Source organism: Streptococcus mitis SK575, from assembly GCF_000257865.1.
In the GTDB taxonomy this organism is placed as follows: domain Bacteria; phylum Bacillota; class Bacilli; order Lactobacillales; family Streptococcaceae; genus Streptococcus; species Streptococcus mitis_CQ.
In genome coordinates, this window is the sequence record NZ_AICU01000054.1 from 42026 (window position 1) to 54460 (window position 12435).

Genomic DNA, 12435 nt, shown 5'->3' on the forward strand with positions numbered 1-12435 from the left:
ATTACCTAGGAGGGCGGGGCTTAGCCCGGCTCTCCTATTTTTAAAAAATATAGGAGAATCAAAATGGCAGAAATTACAGCTAAACTTGTAAAAGAGTTGCGTGAAAAATCTGGTGCCGGAGTTATGGACGCTAAAAAAGCGCTTGTAGAAACAGACGGTGACATCGAAAAAGCGATTGAATTGCTTCGTGAAAAAGGTATGGCTAAGGCAGCTAAGAAGGCTGACCGTGTTGCTGCAGAAGGTTTGACTGGTGTTTACGTTAACGGTAATGTTGCAGCAGTTATTGAAGTAAACGCTGAAACTGACTTCGTTGCGAAAAACGCTCAATTCGTTGAATTGGTAAATACCACAGCTAAAGTTATTGCTGAAGGAAAACCTGCTAACAATGAAGAAGCTCTTGCTTTGACAATGCCTTCAGGTGAAACCCTTGAAGCTGCATACGTATCTGCAACAGCAACTATCGGAGAAAAAATCTCATTCCGTCGCTTTGCATTGATTGAAAAAACAGACGCACAACACTTTGGTGCTTACCAACATAACGGTGGACGTATCGGTGTTATTTCAGTTGTTGAAGGTGGAGACGAAGCACTTGCTAAACAATTGTCAATGCACATCGCAGCGATGAAACCAACAGTTCTTTCTTACAAAGAATTGGATGAACAATTCGTTAAAGATGAGTTGGCACAATTGAACCACGTTATCGACCAAGATAACGAAAGCCGTGCAATGGTTAACAAACCAGCTCTACCACACTTGAAGTATGGATCAAAATCTCAATTGACTGATGAAGTGATTGCTCAAGCTGAAGCTGATATCAAAGCTGAGTTGGTTGCAGAAGGCAAACCAGAAAAAATCTGGGACAAAATTATCCCAGGTAAAATGGATCGCTTCATGCTTGACAACACTAAAGTTGACCAAGCTTACACACTTCTTGCACAAGTTTACATCATGGATGATAGCAAGACAGTTGAAGCCTACCTTGAATCAGTTAACGCTTCAGTAGTTGAGTTCGCTCGCTTTGAAGTTGGTGAAGGAATCGAAAAAGCTGCAAACGACTTTGAAGCTGAAGTTGCAGCTACAATGGCAGCAGCCTTGAATAACTAATTATAGAAAGGAAGTAAATTTGCTTCCTTTTTTCTATGCAGTCGATCCCTATAGGGAGAGCTTCCTATTTTCAAGGTAAAAATAAAAAGCCCTATAATAAGGGCCAATTGTATTTAGGAGACTAAACTTCAAATTCATAGAGTGCTGTAGAGAGATAACGTTCACCGTTATCTGGTGCTAGAGCAAGGACTTTTTTACCTGTACCTAATTTTTTGGCAATCTCGATGGCTCCGTAGATAGCTGCAGCTGAAGAAATCCCTACAAGGAAACCTTCTTTTCCACCAATTTCACGGCCTAGTGCTAGAGCATCGTCTGACGTTACACGAACGATACCATCATAAGCCTTTGTATCAAGTGTATCAGGAATAAATCCAGCTGATATACCTTGAATTTTGTGAGGACCAGGTTTTTCACCAGATAGAATAGCAGATTCATCAGCTTCCACTGCATAAACTTGAATGTTTGAATTTGCTGATTTGAGTGCATGAGAAACACCAGAAATCGTTCCACCGGTACCAACTCCAGCAACAAAGGCATCTAATCCATCTTTACCGAAAGCAGCTAGTATCTCAGCTCCTGTTGTTCTTTCGTGTACTTCTGGATTAGCTGGGTTGTCAAATTGAAGAGGAAGGAAACCATCACGTTCAGCAGCGATTTCTTGAGCCTTAGCAATAGCACCTTTCATTCCTTCGCTACCAGGAGTGAGGACGAGTTCAGCACCATAGGCTTGGATAATCTTACGTCGTTCCACACTCATAGTTTCAGGCATAACGATAACAACTTTATACCCTTTAGCAGCCCCTACCCATGAAAGTCCAATACCAGTGTTTCCACTTGTTGCTTCAACAATAGTAGAACCAGGTTTCAGAATACCGTCTTGTTCAGCTTTTTCAATCATGCTAAGAGCAATACGGTCTTTTACAGAAGAACCAGGGTTAAATGCTTCAAGTTTTACATAGACATCTGCAGCACCTTCTGGCACAATGTTGTTGAGTTTAACAATCGGAGTTTGACCGATTAGTTCAGTAATGTTGTTATAAATAGACATATGAATACCTCTTTGTATAAGATATCTCTAGTATAACGCTATCTATACCATTTGTAAAATATAGAAATCCTATCGAAGTGATAGGATTTTTTTATATCACAGGTCTAAGCCATTAATTTTTAAGCGATTGTGATAGGCTAATTCTAGTAAATATGTATAAAGTGGAACGATATCTGTTTTCTTTTTTAATTGAATCATTTTCTAGTAGGTCTTGGCAAGCATCTTTTTATGTTGCTAATTAAAGTAGCAGTGAAAATATCAGTGAAACACTGTATTATCTATTATTTACACTAGGTTTACAGAAACCTCAACTTCGCGTAAACCTTGATCAGTTAAAGTGACTTTTCCATTAAAAAATTCCACAAGTGAAGCTTTAATAGTTTCTTTTTCTTCTTTATCAACATAAATCATCGTATCGACTTGATCTGTAAAGTTTGTATCCAGTTCCATGAGATTATGTTCTTTAAGGAAGTTACTGTACTCTTGATACTGAGCGTAAGACATTTGAATAGTAATGCCAGCTTGTTCCTTTATTTCAATGATGCCAATTTCTTTGACAGCTAAGGCGACACTGCCGGCGTAAGCACGAATCAGTCCTCCAGCACCTAGTTTAATGCCACCAAAGTAGCGTGTCACTACCACACAGACATTAGTAAGATTGTGATTTTCTAGTACCCCTAGCATGGGAACGCCAGCAGTACCACTGGGCTCACCATCATCACTTGTACGTTTGATTTCACTACGTTCCCCAATAATGAAGGCAGAGCAGTTATGCGTCGCTTTGTAGTGTTCTTTTTTGATGGTGGTAATGAAGTCACGAGCCTCTTCTTCGCTATAAACACGCTTGGCATGACAGATAAAGCGGGATTTTTTGATTTCTTCTTGGACTTGTCCGTCCTCTTTAATTGTTCTAAATTCCATGATTTAATTGTACTAAAAAATCATCTAAAGCGCTAGGTTTTTACGAATAAAGAAGTATGAAAGTAAATCCAAATTATCTCGGTCGTTTGTTTACTGAGAATGAATTAACAGAAGAGGAACGTCAGTTGGCGGAGAAATTTCCAGCAATGAGAAAGGAGAAGGGGAAACTTTTCTGTCAACGTTGTAATAGTATTATTCCAGAGGAATGGTATTTGCCCATCGGTGCTTACTATTGTCGAGAGTGCTTGCTGATGAAGCGAGTCAGGAGTGATCAAGCTTTATACTATTTTCCGCAGGAGGATTTTCCGAAGCAAGATGTTCTTAAATGGCGTGGTCAATTAACTCCTTTTCAAGAGAAGGTGTCAGAGGGACTGATTCAAGCAGTAGACAAGCAGGAGCCAACTTTAGTTCATGCGGTGACAGGGGCTGGAAAGACAGAAATGATTTATCAAGTTGTGGCTAAGGTGATTAATAGGGGTGGTGCAGTGTGTTTGGCCAGTCCTCGCATAGATGTTTGTTTGGAGCTGTACAAGCGCCTGCAAGATGATTTTGCTTGCGAGATATCTTTACTACACGGAGAATCAGAGCCGTATTTTCGAACACCACTAGTTGTTGCGACGACCCATCAGTTATTGAAGTTTTATCAAGCTTTTGATTTGCTGATAGTGGATGAAGTAGATGCCTTTCCTTATGTTGACAATCCCACGCTTTACCATGCTGTCAAGAATAGTGTAAAGGAGAATGGGCTGAGAATCTTTTTAACAGCGACTTCGACAGATGAGTTAGATAGGAAGGTTCGTTTAGGAGAATTAAAAAGACTGAGCTTACCTAGACGATTCCATGGGAATCCTTTGATTATTCCTAAACCTGTCTGGTTATCAGATTTTAATCACTGTTTAGAGAAAAGTCGGTTATCACCAAAGTTAAAGACTTATATTAAGAATCAGAGAAAGACAGCTTATCCGTTACTCATTTTTGCTTCAGAAATTAAGAAAGGGGAGCAATTAAAAGAAGTCTTACAGAAGGAATTTCCGCATGAGAAAATTGGTTTTGTGTCTTCAGTTACGGAAGATCGATTAGAGCAGGTGCAAGCTTTTCGAGATGGAGAACTGACAATACTTATCAGTACGACAATATTGGAGCGTGGAGTTACCTTTCCTTGTGTGGATGTTTTCGTAGTAGAGGCCAATCATCGTCTGTTTACCAAGTCTAGTTTAATACAGATTGGAGGCCGTGTCGGTCGGAGTATGGACAGACCGACAGGAGATTTGCTTTTTTTCCATGATGGGTTAAATACTTCAATCAAGAAGGCAATTAAGGAAATTCAGCAGATGAATAAGGAGGCGGGGCTATGAAGTGCTTATTGTGTGGGCAGACTATGAAGGCCGTTTTAACTTTTAGTAGTCTCTTACTTCTGAAAAATGATGACTCTTGTCTTTGTTCAGACTGTGACTCTACTTTTGAGAGGATTGGAGAAGAGAACTGTTCAAACTGTATGAAAACAGGTTTGTCAACGAAGTGTCAAAATTGTCAATTTTGGTGTAAAGAAGGAGTTGAGGTCAGTCATAGAGCGATTTTTACTTACAATCAAGCTATGAAGGATTTTTTCAGTCGGTATAAGTTTGATGGAGACTTTCTTTTAAGAAAAGTGTTCGCTTCATTTTTAAGTGAGGAGTTAAAAAAGTACAAAGAGTATCAATTTGTTGTAATTCCCCTAAGTCCTGATAGATATGCTGATAGAGGATTTAATCAGGTTGAAGGTTTAGTTGATGCAGCAGGCTTTGCGTATCTGGATTTATTAGAAAAGAGAGAAGAGCGAGCTAGTTCTTCTAAAAGTCGCTCAGAGCGTTTGGAGACAGAATTTCCTTTCTTTATTAAAAGTGGAGTCACTATTCCTAAAAAAATCCTACTTATAGATGATATTTACACTACTGGAACAACTATAAATCGTGTGAAGAAACTACTGGAAGAGGTTGGTGCTGAGGATGTAAAAACATTTTCCCTTGTAAGATGAGGAAAAAATTTGCAAAAATAAAATGAAAGCGTTATAATGAAATCAGAAAAACAAAAATGTTTAGAAAGAAGGTACTCATATGATTAAATATAGTATCCGTGGTGAAAACCTAGAAGTAACAGAAGCAATTCGTGATTATGTAGTTTCTAAACTCGAAAAGATCGAAAAGTATTTTCAAGCTGAACAAGAGTTGGATGCTCGAGTTAACTTGAAGGTGTATCGTGAAAAAACTGCTAAAGTGGAAGTAACGATTCCACTTGGATCAATTACTCTTCGTGCAGAAGATGTGTCTCAAGATATGTATGGTTCAATTGACCTTGTAACCGATAAAATTGAACGTCAGATTCGTAAAAATAAAACAAAAATCGAGCGTAAAAATAAAAACAAGGTAGCAACTAGTCAATTATTTACAGATGCTTTGGTGGAAGATCCAAATGTTGTCCAGTCTAGAGTTGTTCGTTCAAAACAAATTGATTTAAAACCAATGGATTTGGAAGAAGCTATTCTACAGATGGATTTGTTGGGACATGATTTCTTTATCTATGTGGATGTTGAAGATCAAACAACTAATGTGATTTATCGTCGTGAAGATGGTGAGATTGGACTGTTAGAAGTTAAAGAATCTTAATTTCAATATGTGTAAAGGAAGGTTTACTGAATTGTAAACCTCCTTTTTCTTATAATTGATAGAATTACTGATTACACTTTTAAAAAGTCGCTTTTTGGTGGTTATTATGGTATAATGGGTGCCAAGAGGTTTGGAATGAAAAAATTTTATGTAAGTCCTATTTTCCCCTTAATATTAGGAATAGTGGCGTTCGGAGTGCTATCTGTGCAACTTGTTTTTGTAACGAATACACTGGTAACGCTATTTCTTTTGCTACTTATTTTGGGTTCATATATTTTACTATTCATCCATCAGAGAGACTACTACTCAAGGAGTGAAGTAGAACAAATCCAGTATGTAAACCACCAAGCTGAAGAAAGTTTGACAACCTTGTTAGAACAGATGCCTGTCGGAGTTATTAAATTAGACTTGTCGTCAGGTGAAGTTGAATGGTTTAATCCTTATGCTGAATTGATTTTGACTAATGAAGTGGGCGAGATTGATGTGGCATTAATTCAAACAATTATCAAGGCATCGGTAGGAAATCCAGGTTCTTATGCTACCTTGGGTGAGACCCGCTATTCAGTTCATATGGACAAGGTGTCTGGAGTTCTTTACTTCTTTGATGTGTCTGGAGAATACGAAGCGACTGTTGAGTTAGTAACGAGTCGACCTGTGATTGGGATCGTTTCCGTTGACAACTATGATGATTTAGAAGATGAAACATCGGAGTCTGATATCAGTCATATCAATAGTTTTGTAGCCAATTTTGTTTCAGAATTTGCTGGGAAGCATGCCATGTTCTCCCGTCGAGTGAGTATGGATCGCTTTTATCTATTTACGGACTACACGGTGCTTGAGGGATTGATGAACGATAAATTTTCTGTTATTGATGCTTTCAGAGAAGAGTCGAAACAGAGACAGTTGCCTTTGACCTTAAGTATGGGATTTTCTTATGGTGATGGTAATCATGATGAAATCGGGAAAGTTGCATTGCTCAATTTGAACTTGGCTGAAGTGCGTGGTGGCGACCAGGTGGTTGTCAAGGAGAATGACGAAACGAAAAATCCCGTTTATTTTGGTGGTGGATCTGCGGCGTCAATCAAGCGTACAAGGACACGTACGCGCGCTATGATGACAGCTATTTCAGATAAAATTAGAAGTGTGGATCAGGTTTTTGTAGTTGGTCACAAAAATCTGGATATGGATGCTTTGGGTTCTGCTGTAGGTATGCAGTTATTTGCCAGCAATGTGACTCAAAATAGCTATGCTCTTTACGATGAAGAACAAATGTCGCCGGATATTGAACGAGCTGTTTCATTCTTAGAAAAAGAAGGAGTTACGAAGTTGTTGTCTGTTAAGGAGGCAATGGGTTTGGTGACCAATCGTTCTTTGTTGATTCTTGTAGACCATTCAAAGACAGCCTTAACTTTATCAAAAGATTTTTATGATTTATTTACCCAAACCATCGTCATCGATCACCACAGACGGGATCAGGATTTCCCAGACAATGCAGTTATCACTTATATCGAAAGTGGTGCAAGCAGTGCCAGTGAGTTGGTAACGGAATTGATTCAGTTCCAGAATTCTAAGAAAAATCGTTTGAGTCGTATGCAGGCCAGTGTTTTGATGGCTGGTATGATGTTGGATACTAAAAATTTCACCTCACGAGTGACTAGTCGGACATTTGATGTTGCTAGCTATCTCAGAACGAGAGGAAGTGATAGTATTGCTATCCAAGAAATCGCTGCAACAGATTTTGAAGAATATCGTGAGGTCAATGAACTGATTTTACAGGGGCGTAAATTAGGTTCAGATGTATTGATAGCAGAGGCTACGGACTCGAAATGCTATGATACGGTTGTTATTAGTAAGGCAGCAGATGCCATGTTGGCTATGTCAGGTATTGAAGCGAGTTTTGTTCTTGCGAAGAATACACAAGGATTTATCTCTATCTCAGCTCGCAGTCGTAGTAAGCTGAATGTACAACGGATTATGGAAGAGCTGGGAGGTGGAGGCCACTTTAATTTGGCAGCAGCTCAAATTAAGGATTCAACCTTGTCAGAAGCAGGTGAAAAACTGACAGAAATTGTATTAAATGAAATAAAGGAAAAGGAGAAAGAAGAATGAAAGTAATCTTTTTAGCAGATGTCAAAGGAAAAGGTAAAAAAGGCGAAATTAAGGAAGTACCAACAGGGTATGCACAAAACTTTCTTATCAAAAAGAACCTAGCCAAAGAAGCGACTGCTCAAGCGGTAGGTGAGCTTCGTGGTAAACAAAAATCTGAAGAAAAAGCTCACGCTGAGATGATTGCAGAAGCAAAAGCAATTAAAGCCCAACTTGAAGCAGAAGAAACTATTGTAGAATTTGTTGAAAAAGTTGGTCCAGATGGCCGTACTTTTGGTTCAATTACCAATAAGAAGATTGCAGAAGAATTGCAAAAGCAATTTGGAATTAAGATTGATAAACGTCATATCCAAGTACAAGCTCCGATTCGAGCAGTTGGTTTGATCGATGTGCCAGTGAAAATCTATCAAGATATTACAAGTGTAATCAATCTTCGTGTGAAGGAAGGATAAGTTTACACCTTCTTGACAAGATTGTAAAAGGAAGGGAAGTCTGATGGCAGAAGTAGAAGAGTTACGAGTACAACCTCAAGATATCTTAGCTGAGCAATCCGTTTTAGGGGCTATCTTTATTGACGAGAGTAAGCTTGTTTTTGTGCGAGAATACATTGAGTCTCGGGACTTTTTTAAGTATGCCCATCGTTTGATTTTTCAAGCCATGGTTGATTTATCCGATCGTGGCGATGCCATAGATGCAACAACGGTTCGTACTATTCTTGATAATCAAGGTGATTTGCAGAATATTGGTGGCCTGTCTTACTTGGTTGAGATTGTCAATTCTGTGCCAACTTCTGCTAATGCGGAGTATTATGCTAAGATTGTTGCAGAAAAAGCAATGCTACGTCGTTTAATCGCTAAGTTGACAGAGTCTGTCAATCAAGCTTACGAGGCTTCGCAACCAGCTGATGAAATTATTGCTCAGGCAGAAAAAGGCTTGATTGATGTCAGTGAAAATGCAAATCGAAGTGGATTTAAGAATATTCGAGATGTGTTGAATGTCAACTTTGGGAATCTGGAAGCTCGCTCGCAACAAACGACCGATATTACAGGTATTGCGACGGGCTACCGTGATCTGGATCATATGACGACTGGTTTGCATGAGGAGGAGTTGATTATCCTAGCAGCCCGTCCGGCGGTTGGTAAGACAGCCTTTGCCTTGAATATTGCTCAGAACATTGGGACTAAGTTGGACAAAACGGTTGCTATCTTTTCGCTTGAAATGGGTGCGGAAAGTCTAGTGGATCGTATGTTGGCAGCAGAAGGTTTGGTGGAATCGCATTCTATCCGTACGGGTCAATTGACCGATGAGGAGTGGCAAAAATATACCATTGCTCAAGGGAATCTAGCTAATGCAAGTATCTATATCGATGATACGCCAGGGATTCGGATTACAGAGATTCGTTCTCGTTCTCGTAAACTGGCTCAAGAAACTGGAAATCTTGGTTTGATTTTAATAGACTATTTGCAGCTTATCACGGGAACTGGTCGGGAAAATCGTCAACAAGAGGTTTCAGAAATTTCACGTCAGTTGAAAATCCTAGCCAAGGAACTGAAGGTTCCAGTAATTGCTCTGAGTCAGTTGTCTCGTGGTGTAGAACAACGTCAGGATAAGAGACCGGTCTTGTCTGATATTCGTGAATCTGGGTCTATTGAGCAGGATGCTGATATCGTAGCCTTTCTTTATCGCGACGACTACTATGAGCGTGGTGGTGAAGAAGAGGAAGGCATACCAAATAATAAGGTAGAAGTTATTATTGAGAAAAACCGTAGTGGAGCTCGTGGAACAGTGGAATTAATTTTTCAAAAAGAATACAATAAATTTTCAAGTATTTCAAAAAGGGAGGAAATAAGATGACAGATGCATTTACAGATGTAGCTAAGATGAAAAAAATCAAAGAAGAAATCAAGGCACATGAGGGTCATGTAATTGAAATGACTTTGGAAAATGGACGTAAGCGCCAAAAAAATAGATTGGGTAAGCTAATTGAGGTTTATCCATCCCTATTTATCGTTGAATTTGGAAATGTTGAAGGAGATAAACAAGCTAATGTTTACGTTGAATCCTTTACTTACTCAGATATCCTTACAGAAAAGAATTTGATTCATTATCTTGACTAAAGTGAGAAATTTTCTCACTTTTTCTTTTTTTCTCCGAATAGTTTAAGTGAAGGTAATCTTCGATTTATATTATTTTTCAAGGAGGAAGAATGAAAATTTCACCATTTAAAGTAGCAGAGACAAGATTTTCTTTCAGAAAATCAGCTAAAAAGGTTGTTCCCTTTTTAGTAGTAGGATTGATGTTAGCAGCGGGTGATAGTGTATATGCCTATTCCGGAGGAAATGGATCGATTGCGCGTGGGGATGATTATCCTACTTACTATAAAAATGGGAGTCAGGAAATTGATAAGTGGCGCATGTACTCTCGTCAGTGTACTTCATTTGCAGCCTTTCGCTTGAGTAGTGTCAATGGTTTTGAGATTCCAGGAGCTTATGGAAATGCGAATGAATGGGGGTATCGTGCTCGTCGTGAAGGCTATCGTGTAGATAGTGTACCAACGATTGGATCTATTGCTTGGTCTACTGCAGGAGGATATGGTCATGTTGCCTGGGTTTCAAATGTAATGGGGGATAATATAGAAATTGAGGAATACAACTATGGTTATACAGGATCCTATAATAAACGAATTATAAAAGCAAATACGATGACAGGATTTATTCATTTTAAAGATTTGGAGGGAGGTAATGTAGTAAGTAGTAGCAAAGTATTCAATAGTCAACCTTCTTCGACAGGAGGAACTCATTATTTTAAGAATAAGGCAGCTATAAAAAATCAACCTTTAGTTAGTGCAACTTCAATTGCATATTATTCTCCAGGTGAGAGTGTTCATTATGATCAGGTACTTGAAAAAGATGGGTATAAGTGGTTGAGTTATATATCTTATAGTGGAAGTCGTCGCTATATTCAGTTAGAGGAGGTTGTGTCATCGCAGAATCAAACAGAAGGTAGTTCCAATGATGTTCTGACTGTTGGTTGGAAGAAAATAAATGGTAATTGGTATCATTTTAAATCAAATGGTTCTAAATCAACGGGATGGCTGAAAGATGGTTCTAGCTGGTATTATTTGAAAACATCTGGTGAAATGCAGACAGGTTGGTTAAAGGAAAATGGGGTTTGGTATTATCTGGATGGTTCAGGGGCAATGAAAACAGGCTGGTATCAAGTGTCTGGTAAGTGGTATTATTCTTACTCTTCAGGTGCCTTAGCTGTCAATACGACGGTGGATGGCTACAGAGTAAACAGTGATGGAGAACGAGTATAGAAAATGGGAGTAGGAAATTTTCCTGCTCTTTTCTGTAAGCAGTTTCCTTGACATTTTTTTTATTTTGCGCTATCATATGTCCATATAATATATGGGAGTCTGTGTACAGTCTGAGAGGAAGCGTTAAGCTTCGACCGCACCTGATCTGGGTAATGCCAGCGTAGGGAACGATACTTAGTCTATTCTTGACCTTTTCCATATATGGTAAAGGTTTTTCTTTTTATCAAAGGAAAACGAGAAGAGGAGGTTTTTATGAAAGCAAGCATTGCCTTGCAAGTTTTACCCCTAGCACAGGGGATTGATCGGATTGCTGTTATTGATCAGGTCATTGCTTATCTACAAGCTCAAGAAGTGACCATGGTGGTGACACCATTTGAAACGGTCTTGGAAGGGGAGTTTGATGAGCTTATGCGCATTCTCAAAGAAGCGCTGGAGGTGGCAGGGCAGGAGGCAGATAATGTCTTTGCCAATGTCAAAATAAATGTAGGAGAGATTTTAAGTATTGATGAGAAACTTGAAAAGTATACTGAGACGACACATTAGTCTATTGGGCTTTATGGGGGTCTTGTCAATCTGGCAGTTAGCAGGTTTTCTTAAACTTCTCCCCAAGTTTATCCTGCCGACACCTCTTGAAATTCTTCTGTCCTTTGTTCGTGATAGAGAATTTCTCTGGCACCATAGCTGGGCCACCTTGAGAGTGGCTTTACTGGGGTTGGTTTTGGGAGTCTTGATTGCCTGTCTCATGGCTGTACTTATGGACAGTTTGACTTGGCTTAATGACCTGATTTACCCAATGATGGTGGTCGTCCAGACCATTCCGACCATTGCCATAGCTCCTATTCTGGTCTTGTGGCTAGGTTATGGGATTTTGCCCAAGATTGTCTTGATTATCTTGACGACAACCTTTCCCATCATCGTCAGCATTTTGGACGGTTTTAGGCATTGTGACAAGGATATGCTGACCTTGTTTAGTCTGATGCGGGCAAATCCTTGGCAAATTCTGTGGCATTTTAAAATCCCAGTCAGCCTGCCTTACTTTTATGCAGGTCTGAGGGTCAGTGTCTCCTACGCCTTTATCACAACAGTGGTATCTGAGTGGTTGGGAGGCTTTGAAGGACTAGGTGTCTACATGATTCAGTCCAAGAAACTGTTTCAGTATGATACTATGTTTGCTATTATTATTCTGGTATCGATTATCAGTCTTCTCGGTATGAAGCTGGTTGATGTCAGTGAAAAATATGTTATTAAATGGAAACGTTCGTAGAATAAGAATGTTTCTGAAAAAGAAAAGAGGA

13 protein-coding genes, 1 pseudogene and 1 riboswitch are annotated in these 12435 nt (G+C 39.2%); of the genes and pseudogenes, 11 read left to right on the plus strand and 3 right to left on the minus strand.

The annotated features are described in order from the left end of the window. The first annotated feature begins 63 nt into the window (after nt 1–63). Complete coding sequence (gene tsf / locus HMPREF1048_RS06695) at nt 64–1104, plus strand: translation elongation factor Ts (RefSeq protein WP_000808073.1); 1041 nt, start codon at nt 64–66, stop codon at nt 1102–1104. Between the two features lie 121 nt (nt 1105–1225). On the opposite strand, the gene cysK is transcribed toward tsf, so the two are convergent. The 3 genes and pseudogenes from cysK to HMPREF1048_RS06705 form a co-directional block, all read right to left on the minus strand. Next, nucleotides 1226–2152, minus strand: a complete 927-nt coding sequence (gene cysK / locus HMPREF1048_RS06700) for a cysteine synthase A (RefSeq protein WP_000029881.1) — start codon at nt 2150–2152, stop codon at nt 1226–1228. A gap of 96 nt (nt 2153–2248) precedes the next feature. Then, nucleotides 2249–2344, minus strand: a pseudogene (locus tag HMPREF1048_RS13435) (PH domain-containing protein); the annotation flags it as partial. Nucleotides 2345–2437: 93 nt separating this feature from the next. Next, the gene (locus tag HMPREF1048_RS06705; protein WP_000395755.1) at nt 2438–3073 is read right to left on the minus strand and encodes a YigZ family protein; all 636 of its coding nucleotides are present in this window, start codon (nt 3071–3073) and stop codon (nt 2438–2440) included. A 56-nt stretch (nt 3074–3129) separates the two neighbouring features. On the opposite strand from HMPREF1048_RS06705, the gene HMPREF1048_RS06710 reads away from it, so the two are divergent. From HMPREF1048_RS06710 to HMPREF1048_RS06755, 10 genes are all read left to right on the plus strand, one after another. Further along, nucleotides 3130–4428 (plus strand): ATP-dependent helicase ComFA, encoded by a 1299-nt coding sequence (locus HMPREF1048_RS06710; RefSeq protein WP_000867721.1) that lies wholly within the window; start codon nt 3130–3132, stop codon nt 4426–4428. Then, the gene (locus tag HMPREF1048_RS06715) at nt 4425–5087 is read left to right on the plus strand and encodes a ComF family protein (RefSeq protein WP_000649955.1); all 663 of its coding nucleotides are present in this window, start codon (nt 4425–4427) and stop codon (nt 5085–5087) included. Before HMPREF1048_RS06710 ends, HMPREF1048_RS06715 begins: the two co-directional genes overlap by 4 nt. Before the next feature lie 79 nt (nt 5088–5166). Next, nucleotides 5167–5715, plus strand: a complete 549-nt coding sequence (hpf, locus tag HMPREF1048_RS06720) for a ribosome hibernation-promoting factor, HPF/YfiA family (RefSeq protein WP_000599100.1) — start codon at nt 5167–5169, stop codon at nt 5713–5715. Nucleotides 5716–5850: 135 nt separating this feature from the next. Continuing rightward, nucleotides 5851–7824, plus strand: a complete 1974-nt coding sequence (locus HMPREF1048_RS06725; RefSeq protein WP_000715141.1) for a DHH family phosphoesterase — start codon at nt 5851–5853, stop codon at nt 7822–7824. After that, nucleotides 7821–8273, plus strand: a complete 453-nt coding sequence (rplI, locus tag HMPREF1048_RS06730) for a 50S ribosomal protein L9 (protein WP_000864213.1) — start codon at nt 7821–7823, stop codon at nt 8271–8273. Before HMPREF1048_RS06725 ends, rplI begins: the two co-directional genes overlap by 4 nt. 43 nt (nt 8274–8316) lie before the next feature. Then, on the plus strand, nt 8317–9675 hold the full coding sequence (dnaB, locus tag HMPREF1048_RS06735; RefSeq protein WP_000852491.1) for a replicative DNA helicase: 1359 nt from the start codon (nt 8317–8319) through the stop codon (nt 9673–9675). Continuing rightward, nucleotides 9672–9938, plus strand: coding sequence for a Veg family protein (locus tag HMPREF1048_RS06740; RefSeq protein WP_000128619.1), 267 nt, complete (start codon nt 9672–9674; stop codon nt 9936–9938). Before dnaB ends, HMPREF1048_RS06740 begins: the two co-directional genes overlap by 4 nt. A gap of 89 nt (nt 9939–10027) precedes the next feature. Further along, the gene (gene cbpD, locus HMPREF1048_RS06745) at nt 10028–11140 is read left to right on the plus strand and encodes a choline binding-anchored murein hydrolase CbpD (RefSeq protein ID WP_000703685.1); all 1113 of its coding nucleotides are present in this window, start codon (nt 10028–10030) and stop codon (nt 11138–11140) included. Nucleotides 11141–11221: 81 nt separating this feature from the next. After that, nucleotides 11222–11324, plus strand: a riboswitch (TPP riboswitch). Between the two features lie 68 nt (nt 11325–11392). Then, nucleotides 11393–11683, plus strand: coding sequence for a thiamine-binding protein (locus HMPREF1048_RS06750; protein ID WP_000647659.1), 291 nt, complete (start codon nt 11393–11395; stop codon nt 11681–11683). Further along, complete coding sequence (locus tag HMPREF1048_RS06755) at nt 11646–12404, plus strand: ABC transporter permease (RefSeq protein WP_192851475.1); 759 nt, start codon at nt 11646–11648, stop codon at nt 12402–12404. Before HMPREF1048_RS06750 ends, HMPREF1048_RS06755 begins: the two co-directional genes overlap by 38 nt. Nucleotides 12405–12435: the final 31 nt, after the last annotated feature.